This is a genomic window from Prevotella sp. LCP21S3_D2, from assembly GCF_052118345.1.
Classification (GTDB): domain Bacteria; phylum Bacteroidota; class Bacteroidia; order Bacteroidales; family Bacteroidaceae; genus Prevotella.
Genome location: NZ_JBQKHJ010000010.1, coordinates 63336 through 79146 on the forward strand (window position 1 = coordinate 63336; position 15811 = coordinate 79146).

Annotated in this window: 17 protein-coding genes; 15 read left to right on the forward strand and 2 right to left on the reverse strand. The window is 47.6% G+C overall.

Features of this window, described 5'->3' with window-relative positions; translation table 11 throughout:
* Positions 1 to 9: 9 nt before the first annotated feature.
* Positions 10 to 459 (reverse strand): hypothetical protein, encoded by a 450-nt coding sequence (locus ACTQ16_RS08515; RefSeq protein WP_153121767.1) that lies wholly within the window; start codon positions 457 to 459, stop codon positions 10 to 12.
* A 229-nt stretch (positions 460 to 688) separates the two neighbouring features.
* On the opposite strand from ACTQ16_RS08515, the gene ACTQ16_RS08520 reads away from it, so the two are divergent.
* The 7 genes from ACTQ16_RS08520 to rsxA are packed head-to-tail and all read left to right on the forward strand — an operon-like array spanning position 689 to position 6408.
* Entirely contained in the window at positions 689 to 1102 is a 414-nt protein-coding gene (locus tag ACTQ16_RS08520) for a SoxR reducing system RseC family protein (RefSeq protein ID WP_153121766.1), read from the forward strand.
* A 28-nt stretch (positions 1103 to 1130) separates the two neighbouring features.
* On the forward strand, positions 1131 to 2078 hold the full coding sequence (locus tag ACTQ16_RS08525; protein ID WP_441936979.1) for a Fe-S cluster domain-containing protein: 948 nt from the start codon (positions 1131 to 1133) through the stop codon (positions 2076 to 2078).
* A 3-nt stretch (positions 2079 to 2081) separates the two neighbouring features.
* Positions 2082 to 3434 carry an electron transport complex subunit RsxC gene (rsxC, locus tag ACTQ16_RS08530; RefSeq protein ID WP_118416517.1) on the forward strand — a complete coding sequence of 451 codons (1353 nt, stop codon included), beginning with the start codon at positions 2082 to 2084 and terminating at the stop codon, positions 3432 to 3434.
* A 50-nt stretch (positions 3435 to 3484) separates the two neighbouring features.
* On the forward strand, positions 3485 to 4486 hold the full coding sequence (locus tag ACTQ16_RS08535; RefSeq protein WP_441936982.1) for an RnfABCDGE type electron transport complex subunit D: 1002 nt from the start codon (positions 3485 to 3487) through the stop codon (positions 4484 to 4486).
* A 13-nt stretch (positions 4487 to 4499) separates the two neighbouring features.
* On the forward strand, positions 4500 to 5174 hold the full coding sequence (locus ACTQ16_RS08540; protein ID WP_441936983.1) for an RnfABCDGE type electron transport complex subunit G: 675 nt from the start codon (positions 4500 to 4502) through the stop codon (positions 5172 to 5174).
* A 6-nt stretch (positions 5175 to 5180) separates the two neighbouring features.
* Positions 5181 to 5765: an electron transport complex subunit RsxE gene (gene rsxE / locus ACTQ16_RS08545; protein WP_089542705.1), complete on the forward strand. Its 585-nt coding sequence runs from the start codon at positions 5181 to 5183 to the stop codon at positions 5763 to 5765.
* 40 nt (positions 5766 to 5805) lie between these two features.
* Positions 5806 to 6408, forward strand: a complete 603-nt coding sequence (gene rsxA, locus ACTQ16_RS08550; protein WP_089542704.1) for an electron transport complex subunit RsxA — start codon at positions 5806 to 5808, stop codon at positions 6406 to 6408.
* A gap of 116 nt (positions 6409 to 6524) precedes the next feature.
* Here the strand turns inward: rsxA and ACTQ16_RS08555 are convergent, their stop codons facing one another.
* A complete protein-coding gene (locus tag ACTQ16_RS08555) occupies positions 6525 to 8516 on the reverse strand; it encodes a fructose-1,6-bisphosphatase (protein WP_295346711.1) in 1992 nt (663 codons plus the stop codon).
* 216 nt (positions 8517 to 8732) lie between these two features.
* Between ACTQ16_RS08555 and galE the strand changes: the two genes are divergently transcribed.
* The 8 genes from galE (at position 8733) to ACTQ16_RS08595 (ending at position 15788) form a co-directional block, all read left to right on the forward strand.
* On the forward strand, positions 8733 to 9770 hold the full coding sequence (gene galE / locus ACTQ16_RS08560) for a UDP-glucose 4-epimerase GalE (RefSeq protein WP_295346712.1): 1038 nt from the start codon (positions 8733 to 8735) through the stop codon (positions 9768 to 9770).
* 142 nt (positions 9771 to 9912) lie between these two features.
* Positions 9913 to 10233, forward strand: a complete 321-nt coding sequence (locus ACTQ16_RS08565; RefSeq protein ID WP_264950227.1) for a T9SS type A sorting domain-containing protein — start codon at positions 9913 to 9915, stop codon at positions 10231 to 10233.
* Positions 10234 to 10244: 11 nt separating this feature from the next.
* A complete protein-coding gene (locus tag ACTQ16_RS08570; RefSeq protein WP_441936985.1) occupies positions 10245 to 11765 on the forward strand; it encodes a L,D-transpeptidase family protein in 1521 nt (506 codons plus the stop codon).
* Positions 11766 to 11782: 17 nt separating this feature from the next.
* Positions 11783 to 12322, forward strand: a complete 540-nt coding sequence (locus ACTQ16_RS08575) for an RNA polymerase sigma factor (protein ID WP_441932666.1) — start codon at positions 11783 to 11785, stop codon at positions 12320 to 12322.
* 53 nt (positions 12323 to 12375) lie between these two features.
* Positions 12376 to 12762 (forward strand): hypothetical protein, encoded by a 387-nt coding sequence (locus ACTQ16_RS08580; RefSeq protein ID WP_441936986.1) that lies wholly within the window; start codon positions 12376 to 12378, stop codon positions 12760 to 12762.
* 52 nt (positions 12763 to 12814) lie between these two features.
* Positions 12815 to 13258, forward strand: a complete 444-nt coding sequence (locus ACTQ16_RS08585) for a hypothetical protein (protein ID WP_294968294.1) — start codon at positions 12815 to 12817, stop codon at positions 13256 to 13258.
* A gap of 197 nt (positions 13259 to 13455) precedes the next feature.
* Positions 13456 to 15213, forward strand: coding sequence for an aspartate--tRNA ligase (gene aspS / locus ACTQ16_RS08590; RefSeq protein WP_441932664.1), 1758 nt, complete (start codon positions 13456 to 13458; stop codon positions 15211 to 15213).
* 275 nt (positions 15214 to 15488) lie between these two features.
* On the forward strand, positions 15489 to 15788 hold the full coding sequence (locus ACTQ16_RS08595; RefSeq protein ID WP_294968300.1) for a winged helix-turn-helix domain-containing protein: 300 nt from the start codon (positions 15489 to 15491) through the stop codon (positions 15786 to 15788).
* Positions 15789 to 15811: the final 23 nt, after the last annotated feature.

Sequence of the window (15811 nt, forward strand, 5' to 3'; positions counted from 1 at the left end):
TTCGGAAAGTTATTCCTTAAGCAAGTCGTCAAGGAATTCATCCAGGTCGTGATCCAGATTCTCCATCAGGTCGCCACCCACGATGATGGTATCATCATCGGCAAGGTAGAGTTCTCCCAGATTCTCTTTCTCATCATCTTCCAAGACGAAGCTGTAAGGCTTTAGGATTCCGAGATGGTCTACCGTCTCAGCATTCTTGCGCAAGAGGTCACGCAAAAGCTTCGCTACCTCATCATAGAAGTTTTCATCTTTGTTGTCAATCCATTGCTCAACAACACAGCGGGTAATTTCGTTCTCGTCATCGTCAAAGGCAAGCATCTCGCCGCTGTCCTGTGATACTCTCACATGGATATCGGTCAGCATACATGTGTCTTCTTCAGACGCTGGTACAGGAAACTTTTGAGACACTTTTCTGATAAAGCGCTCTACTTGTTGAATCATTTGTTCTGTTACTTCCATAAATCTACGTTTTTATCAGCCCTTGGCTTTTTGCGAGCTTGAGGCTTGTTTTTTATCTTTCTATTGCAAAGGTACACAAAAAAATGAAACAAACAAAGAAGTTTGGCAAAAAAAGTAACAAAGAAAACGTTTACGCCCCTTTTAATTAAAAAACCTTCTTAAATTGTTTGTCATTTCTAAAATATTTGCTACCTTTGCAACCAAATAAATTGCTAACTAGACTTTGCAAATGAACAAGATAAAACATACTGGTATCGTAGATGGGGTAGAGGGAGAATGTGTGAAAGTTCGCATCCTCCAGGCTTCTGCCTGCAGCGCCTGCAAAGTGGCTGCCCACTGCAATGCCTCTGAAATGAAAGAAAAAATGGTAGAGATAAGAATGGCTGACGCTGCTTCTTATCAGAAGGGCGATTCTGTTGTCGTGGTGGCTGATGCTTCCGTAGGTTACAGAGCCAGCCTTTACGGTTATCTTTTGCCTCTGGTGACCATGGTGGCAACCTTGATAGCTGTTCTTGCTACTACCCATTCTGAGGGTATGGCTGCCGTTTCGGCGCTGGGAATCCTCGTCCCTTATTATGTTGTGCTCTATCTGATGCGCAACAGGTTAAGAAACCGATTCAGTTTTAAACTCGAACGTTGTTGATTATTAACTAAAACAAATACAAATTATTATGAATTTTATTTTGATTGCGGTCTTGGTACTCGGTGCCATTGCGCTGATTGCAGCATTGGTGCTCTTCGGAGTATCTAAGAAGTTTGCCGTCGAAGAAGACCCTCGACTGGGACAGGTGGGAGAACTCCTTCCGGGTGCCAACTGTGGTGGTTGCGGTTTTGCCGGATGTTCCGGTATGGCTGCAGCGCTGGTCAAGGGTGCTGATGCCGGTAGCATCGATGGGCTGATGTGTCCTGTAGGTGGTGCCGACGTGATGGGCAAGGTAGCTGATCTCCTGGGTCTGGCTGTGGCTAACACAGAGGCAAAGGTGGCTGTGGTTCGTTGTAATGGCTCTTGCGAGCATCGTCCTCGCATCGCCGAGTATGATGGTTTGCATACTTGTGCTGCTATGAACTCCTGTGGCGCTGGTGAAACCGGCTGCGGATTCGGCTGTCTGGGTTGTGGTGATTGCGTGGCTGCTTGCCAGTTTAGTGCCATCTCTATCAATCCTGAGACGGGTATTCCTGAGGTTGATGAGGAGAAGTGTACAGGTTGTGGTGCGTGCGCCAAGGCTTGTCCACGTCATATCATCGAACTCCGTAAGAAGGGTCCTAAGGGTCGCCGTGTTTACGTTCAGTGCGTGAACCACGACAAGGGAGCTGTGGCTAAGAAGGCTTGTAGCGTTGCTTGCATCGGATGCGGTAAGTGTCAGAAAGTCTGCAAGTTTGATGCTATCACCATTGAGAACAATGTGGCTTATGTTGACTTCAATAAGTGCCGCATGTGTACCAAGTGTGTTGACGAATGCCCAACCGGTGCTCTCGTAAAAGTTAATTTCCCAGTTAAGAAGGCAAAGCCAGCTGCAGAGGCTGCTCCTGTAGCAGAAGCTCCAGTTGCTGCACCAAAGGCTGAGGCTCCTGTAGCCGCTCCAAAGGTAGAAACTTCAGAAGAAAAGAAGGAGGACTAAATCATGAATTTGAGAACTTTTAGAATTGGTGGAGTTCACCCAGAAGAGAATAAGATTACTGCTGAGATGGCTACTCAGGTGGCTCCTCTCCCAAAGCAGGCTATTTTCCCACTTGGTCAGCACATCGGTGCTCCAGCCAAGCCTGTAGTTGCCAAGGGCGACAAGGTGAAGGTGGGTACACTCATCGCTGAGGCTGGTGGTTTTGTGAGTGCTCCTATTTACAGTTCCGTTTCTGGAACCGTGTTCAAGGTAGATACATCTATTGATGCTACCGGTTATCGCAAGCCTTGCATTATTATTAATGTAGAAGGCGATGAGTGGGAGGAGAGCATCGACCGCTCTGATAAACTCGAGACGCTTGAGGCTCATACTGAGCTTACTCCAGAGGAAATCGTAAACCGCATCAAGGTAGCAGGTGTCACTGGTATGGGTGGTGCCGGTTTCCCTACCTTCATCAAGCTTTGTCCTCCTCCAGGAGCCAAGGCAGAGTGCGTCATCATCAACGGTGTAGAGTGCGAGCCTTACATCACAGCCGATTATCGCCTGATGATGGAGCATGCCGATGAGATTCTCGTTGGTTTGAACCTTCTGATGAAGGCGGCTAAGGTAGAGAAGGGCTACATCGGTATCGAGGATAACAAACCTGCTGCCATCAAACTCTTCGAGGAAAAGACTGCTAATGACTCCCGTATCGAGATTGTTCCTCTGGCTAAGAAGTACCCTCAGGGAGGTGAGAAGCAGTTGGTGGATGCCGTCATCCGCCGTCAGGTTCCTGCTCCTCCAGCTATCCCAGTCAACGTTGGAGCAATAGTTCAGAATGTAGGTACTGCTTTCGCTGTTTATCAGGCAGTTATGAAGAACAAGCCTCTCTTCGAGCGCTATACCACCGTTACCGGTAAGCAGGTGAAGAATCCGGGCAACTTCCTCGTGCGTATGGGAACTCCATTTTCTCAGATGATTGAGAATTGTGGCGGTTTGCCTGAGGGCGACAACAAGGTGTTGGCTGGTGGTCCGATGATGGGTAAGGCTGTAATCAGTCTCGATGTTCCTGTAACCAAGGGTACCAACTCCATCACCGTACTGACCGATGCGGATGCTCATCGCAAGAAGGCTCAGCCATGTATCCGCTGTGCCAAATGTGTGGATGCCTGCCCAATGGGCTTGGAGCCATACTTGCTTGCTACCCTGAGCGTAGTGAAGGATTATGAACGTCTGGAGGCAGAGGAGGTAACATCCTGCATTGCCTGCGGTTCATGCCAGTTCACCTGTCCATCTCATCGTCCTATCCTTGATAACATCATCAATGGTAAGGCAGCGGTAATGGGCATCATCAGAGCTCGCAACGCCAAGAAGTAAGCGTTCACGTCAAGAATGAATTTCATTTAAGAAAGAATTTAAAAGATAAAATGGGAAAATTAATCGTTTCATTATCGCCACATGCCCATGGAAATGAGAGCGTGGAGAAGAACATGTACGGAGTGATCATCGCTCTTGTGCCTGCCATCCTCGCATCTTTCTATTTCTTCGGTCTGGGTTCAGCAGTCGTACTGCTCACCTCTGTGGCAGCCTGCGTCTTCTTTGAGTGGGCAATTACAAAATATCTCCTGAAGGAGGAGACCAGCTTGCTCGATGGTTCTGCCATCATCACCGGTCTTCTGCTCGGCATGAACTTGCCAAGTAACCTTCCTCTCTGGATTATCATCATCGGTGCCCTGTTTGCCATCGGTGTGGGTAAGATGAGTTTCGGTGGTCTGGGTAACAATCCTTTCAATCCTGCTTTGGTAGGCCGTTGCTTCCTGCTCGTCAGTTTCCCTGCACAGATGACATCATGGCCTGTGGCTGGACAGATGCTCAGCTATACCGATGCTACAACTGGTGCTACACCGCTGGCTATCATGAAGACAGCCATCAAGACTGGCGATGCTTCTCTCCTGAATCAGTTGCCTGATTCCATGAGCCTGCTCATCGGTGCTACTGGAGATACCTTCGGTGCCGGAACTACCGGTGAGGTTTGTGCATTCGCCCTCTTGCTCGGTTTGGCTTACATGCTCTGGAAGAAGGTCATCACCTGGCATATTCCAGTCAGCATCATCGCTACCGTATTCGTTTTCAGCGGTTTGATGCATTTGGCTAATCCTGTTTATGCCAATCCTCTGGCAGTCATCTTCAGTGGTGGTCTGATGCTCGGTGCCATCTTTATGGCTACCGATTATGTAACATCACCAATGACTCACAAGGGTATGCTCATCTACGGTGTCTGCATCGGTCTTCTCACCGTTATCATCCGTAACTGGGGTAGTTATCCGGAAGGTATGTCGTTCGCCATTCTTATCATGAATGCGTTCACACCTCTTATTAATATCTACGTTAAACCAAAGCGCTTCGGTGAGAAGCCTGCTAAGAAATAAGGAGGACTGAGACATGCAGAAATTAGAATCATCATTAAAGAACATGGTTTTGGCGCTCGTAGGCGTAGCGCTCGTTGTGGGTGCTGTGCTGGCATACATCAATCACCTTACATCTGGTCCTATCGCCGAGAAGGCAGCACAGAGTCTGGCTACCGGTATCAAGAGCGTGATGGGTACTGAAGACCTCCAGGTAGCAGAACCTGAAGAGGTGAAGCAGGAGTTTGGCGGCAAGGAGTTTACCTTTATTCTCCACAAGTGCTCTGACAAGAGCGGAAAAGAGTTGGGGGCTGCCGTAGAGAGTACTACCGGCGGTTTCGGTGGCGACTTGAAGGTGCTCGTAGGTTTCGATACCGAGGGCAAGATTATGGGTTACACCATCCTTCAGGCTTCAGAGACTCCGGGTCTGGGTGCCAAGGCAACTACCTGGTTCCAGAAAGACGGAAAGGGTAGCATCATCGGAAAAACGCCAAAGGATGGCGACCTTCACGTAAGCAAGGACGATAAGGGTGGCAATGCAGTAGATGCCATCACCGCATCAACCATTACCAGCCGTGCCTTCCTCAAGGCTATCAATCAGGCGTATGCTGCCTATGCAGGTAAGAATGTAGATGGCGAGAGTGGTGCATCTCAGAAAGCAGATGCTGAGAGCCGTGCATCTAAAGTTGAACATAACGAAAAGAAAGGATAAGCCGATATGAGTAATATGAAAATTTTGATGAACGGACTCATCAAGGAGAACCCTACCTTCGTGTTGCTCCTCGGTATGTGTCCTACCTTGGCAACAACTACCAGTGCCATCAATGGTCTTTCCATGGGATTGGCAACCATGGCAGTATTGGTTTGTACCAACTTTGTGATTTCCTGTATCAAGAAGATTACCCCGGATATGGTTCGCATCCCTGTTTTCATCGTAGTGATTGCCGCCTTCGTAACCATCCTGCAGATGTTGATGAGCGCCTATGCTCCTGACAGCATCAACCAGGCTCTGGGTATCTACATCCCATTGATTGTAGTTAATTGTATCATCCTGGGTAGAGCAGAGAGCTTTGCTGCCAAGAACTCACCGATTGCCAGTCTCTTTGATGGTCTCGGCTGCGGTTTGGGTTTCACCCTCGGTTTGACTATCTTGGGTAGTGCCCGTGAGATTCTCGGTGCAGGAAGTGTATTCGGTATCACTCTGTTGCCAGAGACTACCAATATCTTGATGTTTATCCTGCCTCCAGGAGCATTCCTCACATTGGGATACATCATTGCTATATTTAATAAGGTAAAGAAGTAAGCGTAGGCATCGCTTCAATCCATGAAATAGAATAGAAATTATGGAATATTTATTGATATTTATCTCTGCGATATTCGTCAACAACATCGTCTTGTCGCAGTTCCTCGGTATCTGTCCGTTCCTGGGCGTATCGAAGAAAGTTGATACAGCCATCGGTATGGGGGGTGCCATCGCCTTCGTCTTGACCTTGGCAACCATCATTACCTGGTGTGTTCAGAAGTATGTACTCGATCCATTCGGATTGCAATATCTCCAAACCCTGGCGTTCATCCTCGTGATTGCAGCCTTGGTTCAGATGGTAGAGATTATCCTCAAGAAGGTTTCTCCTGCACTTTATCAGGCGCTCGGTATCTTCCTGCCTTTGATTACTACCAACTGTGCTGTGCTGGGTGTAGCCATCCTGGTTATCCAGAAGGACTACAATCTCTTGGAGAGCGTGGTTTACGCCTTCTCTACCGCTCTCGGCTTTGCCCTGGCTCTCATCGTCTTTGCCGGCATTCGTGAGCAGCAGGCATTGGTCCGCATTCCTAAGGGTATGCAGGGCGTAGCTATCGTGATGGTTACAGCTGCTCTCCTCAGTCTAGCCTTCATGGGCTTCTCTGGTGTAGACGGTGGTCTGAAGGCTTTGTTTGGATTGGAATAAAAAAGGCTGAATGAATAAAAATGGCTGAATGAATAAAAAAGCCGATTGAATAAAAAAGAGGCTGGTGTTGTTATCGGTTAACGATGACAGCATCAGCCTCTTATCTTTTCTGGAACTTACATTTTCTTTGTTTCCTTCTCCTTGATATAGCCATGACGGTAAGCATACAGAAGTTCCTTCAGGTCTTCTACCTGTTTACGGAGTTCCTGACCTATATCGGTATCGGCAACCAGCATACGGCGGTTGGACATTTCCACAATCTGGGTGGTACTCTTGATGTCGGTACCTTGCTTGATGGCATCTTCGGTACTGGTAAACGGTTCGTGCTGTACCAGTTGGAAACCGCGGGAATGGTATACCAGCGTGTAGCCGGCGATACCCGTCTCGTTGTGGTATGCCTTGGAGAAACCACCGTCTATCACCATCAGCTTGCCGTTTGCCTTGATAGGATTCTCGCCCTTCAGGGTACGTACCGGCACGTGGCCGTTGATGATGTGGCGGTTAGGTCCGGTAACGCCAAACTCATCCATGATATGGTCTATCACTTCCTCGTTGTCGCGCAGGAGGAAGTAATAACCCTTCTCCTCCTTATGGGTCTCCTTGTCAGCCACGAAATAGCGCTCAAATGTAGCCATCTTGCTCTTGTCAAAGAGCGGACTGTCCGGACCGCACCAGAGATACAGGAAGTAGTCGATGGCATATTCCTTCTCGGCTGGGTCGCTGTCCTGCTGGAAGGCGGTACGAATCTGCATGCCGGTATAGTGCATCAGGTCGCGACCGCTGTATTTATGACCCGGATAGATTTCTACCTCTTTCAGAGAACCGTCGGCATTGAGCGGACAGGAAGCATGGAAGAGCAGATTGTTGTTGAAGATGGCATACATGCAGCCATGCTGCAACATCACCCGGATATGCTTGTGCAGCTTTTCGCAGACTTTGAAAGAGTGGTGCAGTTTCTGCATCAGTATCGTTTCTTCTTCAGAGAGACGGTTTGGGTATTTCGGGTCGATGGTAGGGAAGTTGCAGGAACTCATCTCGTATTCCTTGCCATCGATTTCTACCGTACCCTTTTCATAATTGATGTGTTCGAAGAGGCGTCTGCCGTCCATCTTCCATTCCGGATGCTTCTCGATGAGCTGACCCTCAATCTTGAACTGGATGACGGCTATCGCCTTATGCATCTGTGCTGTGAGTCGGGTAGTTTTGTCGTCAAGACTGGCAGCGCCACCGCTCAGCTTAGGCAGGAACTCGGTGCAAGAATCATCATTGTAGGTCTCCATGGCGAAGGTGGCAAGCGGAATGAGGTTAATGCCGTAGCCTTCCTCTAGGGTAGAGAGATTGGCATAACGCAGGGAGAGGCGGATGACATTGCAGATGCAGGCATCATTGCCCGCAGCAGCACCCATCCACAACACATCATGATTGCCCCACTGGATGTCCCAGCTGTGGTAGCGGCGCATCTTGTCGAGGATGATATGCGCACCCGGACCACGGTCGTAGATATCGCCCAGGATATGCAGCTGGTCGATAGCAAGGCGCTGGATGACGTTGGCGATGGCAATGATGAAATCATCGGCACGGCCGGTAGAGATGATGGTATCTACGATGACATTGACGTATGCCGTCTTGTCATGGTCTTCGGTATGCTCGTGGAGCAGTTCCTGGATGATATAGGAGAAATCGCAAGGCAGCGACTTGCGCACCTTGGAACGGGTATACTTGCTGGAAACATCACGGCATACAGCCACCAGGCGGTGGAGCGTGATGTGATACCAGTCATCAATGTCCTTCTCGTTGATCTTGACGAGTTCGAGTTTCTGCTCCGGGTAATAGATGAGCGAGCAGAGGTCACGTTTCTCCTGTTCGCGCAGGGTAGTGCCGAAGAGTTCGTTCACCTTACGCTTGATGTTACCCGATGCGTTTTTCAATACATGCAGAAAAGCCTCGTACTCACCGTGGATGTCGGCAAGGAAATGCTCAGTGCCCTTAGGCAGGTTGAGGATAGCCTTGAGATTGATGATCTCAGTGCTGGCTTCTGCTATCGTAGGAAACGATTGCGACAGCAGTTGCAAGTATCTTATGTCTTTTTCAATATCGTACTGTTTCATAATAATTTTGTTTTCTATGAATGTTAAATTCAAAAGATTTCTTCTGCTGATCATTCTGATTCAGTTGCAAAGTTACGTTGAATTCTTGAAAATAAAGAATAAGTAAGCATATTTTTTCAGAATTATTTTGTAGTTTCACTTTTTTGCAGTACTTTTGCAACCATCTAAGCGATAAACGCTAGACACTATCAATTATTCAATCAAAGACTAAGAAGTATGAAACAGACAATTTTGGTAACTGGCGGTACAGGTTTTATCGGTAGTCATACCACAGTAGAATTACAGCAGGCAGGTTACAATGTAGTCATTGTAGACGATCTCTCCAACTCAAAGATTGAGGTTCTCGACGGTATCGAGAAGATCACAGGTATTCGTCCTGCTTTCGAGAAAGTAGACTTGCGTGACAAGGAAGCAACAGAGGCTATTTTCCAGAAGTATCCTGAAATCCAGGGTATCATCCATTTCGCTGCCAGCAAGGCAGTAGGCGAGAGCGTTCAGAAACCTCTGATGTATTATCGTAACAATGTAGTATCGCTCATCAACCTGCTTGAGTTGATGCCAAAATATAATGTCAAGGGTATCATCTTCTCTTCTTCTTGCACCGTTTACGGTCAGCCAAAGCCAGAGAACCTTCCTGTTACTGAGGAGGCTCCTCACCAGAAGGCTACCTCTCCTTACGGTAATACTAAGGAAATCAACGAGCAGATCATTGCCGACTATATCCACAGCGGTGCCAACATCAAGAGCATCGTGCTGAGATACTTCAACCCAATCGGTGCACACCCATCTGCAGAAATCGGTGAGTTGCCTAACGGCGTGCCAAACAACCTGATTCCTTACGTTACTCAGACCGCTATGGGCATCCGCAAGGAGTTGACCATCTTCGGTAACGACTATGATACTCCAGACGGAACCTGCATCCGCGACTATATCTATGTAGTAGACCTTGCCAAGGCTCACGTTTGCGCTATGGCTCGTGTACTTGACAAGGAGACAGAGCCTATCGAGTACTTCAACATTGGTACAGGCAACGGTAATTCAACCCTCGAAATCGTAGAGACTTTCGAGAAGGCTACCGGCGTGAAGCTGAACTGGAAGTATGGTCCTCGCCGTGAGGGTGATATCGAGAAGATCTGGGGCGACTGCACCAAGGCAAACAAGGTATTGGGCTGGAAGGCAGAAGCTAATCTTTCTGACGTCCTGGCTTCTGCATGGAAGTGGCAGCAGAAACTCCGTGAAGACGGTATCATGTAATCATGATGAAATCATATTGCCTGTTAGGTTAAAAATATAAAAATAATAGGAACTTTACCAGCTATATGTTGGAAGGTTCCTATTTTTTGTATACCTTTGCAGAAAGAATTTTACGTAAAATCATTATATAAGGAATCACAATATGAAGAAAACTATACTTTCTATGATAACATTGGCTGCAATGATGATGGCAGCACCTACCCAGGTGCTGGCAGAAACCAGTGCTGTGGAAATGATAGACCTGGAAGCACAGGACATTGCCGTAAGCTATACCAATGGCGTGATGCATATCACGGGTGCCAACGGGCTGGTAGTTAAGGTTTATAACCTGGCTGGCATCGTTGTCAAATCCTTTATGGTAGAAGGTCAGGACAAGCGCATCTCCATGCCTTTGTCGGATGGTATCTATATTATTAAAGTAGGTCCATCGTTTACACGTAAAATTACTGTCAATCGTAGGTAAAAGTGAAGTTATTGAGATTTTTACCCCTGTTGCTCGGTTTGATGATGATGGGGTGTAAGGATTCGCAACCCAATAGCAACAGGCTGTTGACGTTAGAATACTATCAGGATTTTAACGAGAAGGCGTATGCTGTCAATTCTAAAGTGATTCGAGGATTGATGGATAGCCTCATGCAGCAGGATAAAGACCGTCTTGTTGCCGACCTCCATACTCGGAAATATTATCAGCACCGTGGCGGCTTCCTGTGGATTGACCGTCATGGTATAGATCATCGTGCCGATTCGCTGCTCTCGTTTCTGAAAACTGTAGATGAATTCGGATTCAATAAGCGACGCTTTTTTGTGGATGAGATTGCGGAAGACATCGAACGGCTCAGAACCCTGCACCTGGACAGACAGCAGAACCAGGTGAACAGGGTGATGGCTAGATTGGAGTACCGGCTTACCAAATCGTATCTGAGATACGTTGCCGGTCAGCGCTTTGGTTATATGAATCCCAGCTTCGTGCTGAACCGCCTGGATACGGTGGCTCCTAATCCCTATGATACAATCAAGCTACCTGTAAGATTCAGGGAGCTCTTTGATGTGAAGATGGAACATCCTGATGATTCGTTCTTTGCCCAGGCGATGGAAAGAATCGGTATGGGAACAGATTCGCTTACCGCATTCCTGAAATCAGTACAGCCGGAAAATCCGTTCTACCGCGTATTCAAGGAAAAACTGAACAGGGGAGGACTTTCCAAAGGAGAGCGTGACCGGGTGCTGGTGAATATGGAAAGGAGCAGATGGAGACAGAAGGACAATATCTGGAACCATCAGAAATATGTTGTGGTCAATATCCCGGCTTACCAGCTGATGGCGGTAGACGGGCAGGATACGCTCACCATGCGTATCGGCTGCGGATCGCTCAAGACCAAGACCCCATTGCTCAACAGCCATATCAAGAGAATGGATATCAATCCGAAATGGTTTGTGCCACGCAGCATCATTCTTCACGATATGGCCCGCCATGCCGGAAATCCAGGCTATTTCCTGGCACGTAACTACTATGTGAGGGATGTGAAGACCGGCGAGGAGGTGGATCTGCATCGGGTGACGAGAGCCATGCTGGTTTCTGGTGCCTATGGAGTGGTGCAGCGCGGAGGAAAGGGCAATGCCCTGGGACGCATCATCTTCCGATTCGACAACAACTTCTCGGTCTATCTGCATGATACCAGCAGCAGGGGAGTCTTTGAAAGAGAGGAGAGGGGAGTATCGCATGGCTGTATCAGAATAGAGAAGCCTTACGATTTTGCCGTATTCCTCCTGGCAGAAAAGAACCGGAAGTTGATGGATAAAATCAAGTATTCGATGACGGACGACTCGCTGAGCAACCGCAAGATGGTGGTGAATGGCGTGAAGGTGAAGCCGGAGGTGCCTCTCTTCATCACCTACTATACGCTCTATCCGCTGGCAGGTGGACGCACCAGGGAATATCCCGACGTGTACGGATATGACAAGGTGATATGGGAGCATCTGAAGAAATATTTATAAGAAAATAAATCTTAATTATGATCAAAGATAAAGAACTTTTGGAAATGTTGAGCGATCCGAAGACGCAACGGGCAGGATTCGCTGTGCTAGTGAGTCAGTATAGCGAGACGTTGTATTGGAAGATTCGCAACATCGTACTCAATCATGACGATGCCGATGACATTTTACAGAATGTCTTTATCAAGGCATGGACCAATCTGGCAACCTTTCAGGGTAAGTCATCCCTGTCCACCTGGCTTTACCGCATCGCCATCAACGAATCCCTGGATTTCCTCAGAAAGAAGAAGCAGTCCACGCAAGTGAGTGCGGATGATGAACCCGGCATCGCTTCACGCTTGCTTGCCGATGAATATTTCGACGGGGATGAGATCCAGGTACATCTGCAGGAAGCCGTAGCCCTGTTGCCCGATGTGCAGCGCACGGTGTTCACCCTGAAGTATTTCGACAACATGAAATATTCTGAGATAAGCAAGATCCTCTCTACCAGCGAAGGCGCCTTGAAGGCATCTTACCATCTGGCAGTGAAGAAAATAACAGAATTCTTGCAGAAATATTAAACCTTTTGAGGTTGAATCCGTCAATAATAAAAAAGAAGGAAAGGTAGTAGTATATGACAAGAGAAGAAAACATATTGAAAGAACGTTTTGGCAAGGAGAATCCCTTCAAGGTTCCTGATGGTTACTTCGATCATCTCACCGAGAGAATCATGGAGAAATTGCCGGAACAGGAGATTCGTGTCATCGACATACGCAGCCGTCAGACGCTCTGGCAGAAGTTGCCATTGCGCAAGATAGCTGCTGCCGTTGCTGTCGTGGCGCTGCTGGGCGGCGGCTCGTTCTGGGCTTGGCAGCATGAAGGCAACAGCAAGGGGGTGGCTCATGTGAAGCAGCATGAACAGAAAGCTGTGGCCAGTGAGGAAGCCGCCTTCAATGAGATGGCAGACTATGCGATGATAGACAATGAGACTATCTATGCATCATTGATGACAGAGAACTAAGATAGTAACGTTTAGGTTACGGAATCAGATGAAATAAACAATAATTAAAGATATGAAATGGAATTTCCAACATAGAATCATCATTTTGATGGTCATGCTGCTGATGGGCATCACTGGCATTCAGGCTCAGCATGGCAGAAAGCATGCTGCATTCGACCCTAAGAAGTTTCAGGTGGAACTGGAGCAGTATATCACAACCAATGCTGCCCTGACGCCTGGAGAGGCTGCCAGATTCTTCCCCATGTATCGGCAGATGGGCAAGAAGATGCGTATGCTTTTCGATGAGATGCGCCGGTACAGACACATCAATCCTAAGGACAACGAGGCGTGCGAAGCGGCTATCCGCCGACAGGATGAGATAGACATCCAGCTGAAACAGCTGCAGCAGGAATATCATGCAAGATTCATGACCGTGCTGCCTGCCTATAAGGTGCTCAGCGTTATCAAGGCAGAGGAGAAATTCCACAGACAGGCATTCCGCAGGATGCACAAATAATATTTCGTCTTGGATAGAAATAAGATTCCTGCAAGATGCACAAATGGGCAGGAATGATGCAAATTGATAGTTGGTTTATAATAGAATAAGGTCGCGAAGGTATTATTTTATAATATTTTCGCGTTTTTTTTTTGTTTTCTCCTCTTTTTGTCGTAACTTTGCACATTGTAGTAAATAAATATATATAATATAAAGGTATGTACAGAAGTAATACTTGTGGAGAGCTTCGTCTCTCTGATGCAGGCAAAGAGGTAACTCTTGCCGGATGGGTACAGCGCACAAGAAAGATGGGTGGTATGACATTCGTTGACTTGCGCGACCGTTATGGTATCACACAGTTGGTCTTCAATGAGGCCGATAACAAGGACTTGTGCGATGCAGCTAACAAGCTGGGTCGTGAATACTGCATCCAGATTAAGGGTACAGTAAGCGAGCGACAGAGCAAGAATCCTAAGATGGATACCGGTGATATTGAAATCCTGGTGAAGGAACTTAACGTGCTCTCTAAGAGCCAGACTCCTCCTTTCACTATCGAAGATAATACTGATGGTGGTGATGATATCCGTATGAAGTATCGTTACCTCGACTTGCGTCGCCCTGCCGTACGCAAGAACCTGGAGTTGCGCCACCGTATGTGCATCCTCATCCGTAATTTCCTCGACAGCCAGAACTTCATGGAGGTTGAGACTCCTATCCTCATCGGTAGTACTCCAGAGGGTGCCCGCGACTTCGTGGTTCCTTCCCGTATGAACCCAGGACAGTTCTATGCACTTCCTCAGAGCCCTCAGACCCTGAAGCAGCTTCTGATGGTAGCTGGTTTCGACCGCTACTTCCAGATTGCCAAGTGCTTCCGTGATGAGGACCTCCGTGCTGACCGTCAGCCAGAGTTTACACAGATTGACTGCGAGATGAGTTTCGTAGACCAGGATGATGTCATCAATCTTTTCGAAGAGATGGCACGCCACCTGTTTAAGGAAATCCGTGGCGTAGAATTGCCTAAGCTGGAGCAGATGACATGGCATGATGCTATGCGCCGCTTCGGTAGCGACAAGCCAGACTTGCGCTTCGGCATGGAGTTTGTAGAACTCAAGGAAGCTTTCAAGGGCAAGGGAATCTTCGCCGTATTCGATGAGGCTAAGTATATCGGTGGTATCTGCGTTCCTGGATGCGCTGACTATAGCCGCAAGCAGCTTAATGAACTGACCGATTTCGTGAAGCGTCCACAGGTAGGTGCTAAGGGATTGGTTTACATCAAGTATAATGCTGATGGTACTATCAAGAGTAGCATCGATAAGTTCTATACTCCAGAGGAATTGGCTGAGATCAAGACCGTGATGGGTGCCAAGGATGGCGACCTGGTATTGATCCTGAGTGGCGACAATGCCAACAAGACCCGTATCCAGCTCTGCTCTCTGCGTCTTGAAATGGGTGAGCGTCTTGGTTTGCGCGACAAGAACGTATTCAAGTGTCTCTGGATTATTGACTTCCCTCTCTTCGAGTGGAGCGACGAGGAGCAGCGCCTGATGGCTACCCACCATCCATTCACCATGCCAAATCCAGACGATATCCCATTGCTCGATGAGCATCCAGAGCAGGTTCGTGCCAAGGCATACGACTTTGTCTGCAACGGTATCGAAGTGGGTGGAGGTTCTCTCCGTATCCACGACACCCAGTTGCAGGAGAAGATGTTCGAGGTTCTCGGCTTTACACCAGAGCGTGCTGAGGCTCAGTTCGGCTTCCTGATGAATGCCTTCAAGTATGGAGCACCACCTCACGCAGGTCTTGCTTTCGGTCTCGACCGCTTCGTCAGCATCTTGGCAGGTCTCGACAGCATTCGCGACTGTATCGCATTCCCTAAGAACAATTCAGGCCGCGATGTGATGCTTGATGCACCATCAGAGTTGGATCCAAAACAGCTCGATGAGTTGGAAATCAAGTTAGACTTAAAGGATTAATATTTTAGCTAAATCGCTGAATATAAGCAAAAAAGCGTAGCATTATCTTGATGTAAGTCAAGAAATGCTGCGCTTTTATTTATTATACGTCATTTTTTTCAATAAAAAGTTGATAATCTGAAAAAAATGTTATAAATTTGCAGTACAAAATAAAAGATAATGCTGAAAGGTGTTAAAAAATGACTAAAGCAAGGGCATCATCAGATGCTTCCTTCAAAAGGAAGTGAAGCATCAAGTGGTGCTTATATAGAGACTATAATTATTTTACTAAAATCATGGTAGAAAAGAAATCAACAACAAAGACAGCTGCCACAAAGAAGACAGCTACAAAGAAGGCTCCAGTTGCAAAGAAGACAACTGTTGCAAAGAAGGACGTTCTTTACTTGAACGCAGAAAACGCTGGCTTCCGTGCTGGTGATGTTTATCAGGCTCTTGCTGCTGCAGAGAAGCCTCAGACAGTTGCAGAGATTGCTAAGGCTGCTGGTATCAGCACAGAGGAAACTATCCTCGGTCTCGGTTGGCTCTTCAAAGAGGGTAAGATTAAGGACGAGGACAACAAGGTTGCTCTCGCTTAAATAAGAAATCTTAAGGAACCGCG

Excerpts from the sequence above, each read along its gene's own strand:
- aspS (WP_441932664.1), top strand. The coding sequence starts at position 13,456 with ATGTACAGAAGTAATACTTGTGGAGAGCTTCGTCTCTCTGATGCAGGC.
- ACTQ16_RS08575 (WP_441932666.1), top strand. The coding sequence starts at position 11,783 with ATGATCAAAGATAAAGAACTTTTGGAAATGTTGAGCGATCCGAAGACG.
- ACTQ16_RS08535 (WP_441936982.1), top strand. The coding sequence starts at position 3,485 with ATGGGAAAATTAATCGTTTCATTATCGCCACATGCCCATGGAAATGAG.
- ACTQ16_RS08555 (WP_295346711.1), bottom strand. The coding sequence starts at position 8,516 with ATGAAACAGTACGATATTGAAAAAGACATAAGATACTTGCAACTGCTG.
- ACTQ16_RS08595 (WP_294968300.1), top strand. The coding sequence starts at position 15,489 with ATGGTAGAAAAGAAATCAACAACAAAGACAGCTGCCACAAAGAAGACA.
- ACTQ16_RS08515 (WP_153121767.1), bottom strand. The coding sequence starts at position 459 with ATGGAAGTAACAGAACAAATGATTCAACAAGTAGAGCGCTTTATCAGA.
- ACTQ16_RS08520 (WP_153121766.1), top strand. The coding sequence starts at position 689 with ATGAACAAGATAAAACATACTGGTATCGTAGATGGGGTAGAGGGAGAA.
- ACTQ16_RS08580 (WP_441936986.1), top strand. The coding sequence starts at position 12,376 with ATGACAAGAGAAGAAAACATATTGAAAGAACGTTTTGGCAAGGAGAAT.
- ACTQ16_RS08585 (WP_294968294.1), top strand. The coding sequence starts at position 12,815 with ATGAAATGGAATTTCCAACATAGAATCATCATTTTGATGGTCATGCTG.
- ACTQ16_RS08565 (WP_264950227.1), top strand. The coding sequence starts at position 9,913 with ATGAAGAAAACTATACTTTCTATGATAACATTGGCTGCAATGATGATG.
- rsxC (WP_118416517.1), top strand. The coding sequence starts at position 2,082 with ATGAATTTGAGAACTTTTAGAATTGGTGGAGTTCACCCAGAAGAGAAT.
- galE (WP_295346712.1), top strand. The coding sequence starts at position 8,733 with ATGAAACAGACAATTTTGGTAACTGGCGGTACAGGTTTTATCGGTAGT.
- ACTQ16_RS08540 (WP_441936983.1), top strand. The coding sequence starts at position 4,500 with ATGCAGAAATTAGAATCATCATTAAAGAACATGGTTTTGGCGCTCGTA.
- ACTQ16_RS08525 (WP_441936979.1), top strand. The coding sequence starts at position 1,131 with ATGAATTTTATTTTGATTGCGGTCTTGGTACTCGGTGCCATTGCGCTG.
- rsxA (WP_089542704.1), top strand. The coding sequence starts at position 5,806 with ATGGAATATTTATTGATATTTATCTCTGCGATATTCGTCAACAACATC.
- rsxE (WP_089542705.1), top strand. The coding sequence starts at position 5,181 with ATGAGTAATATGAAAATTTTGATGAACGGACTCATCAAGGAGAACCCT.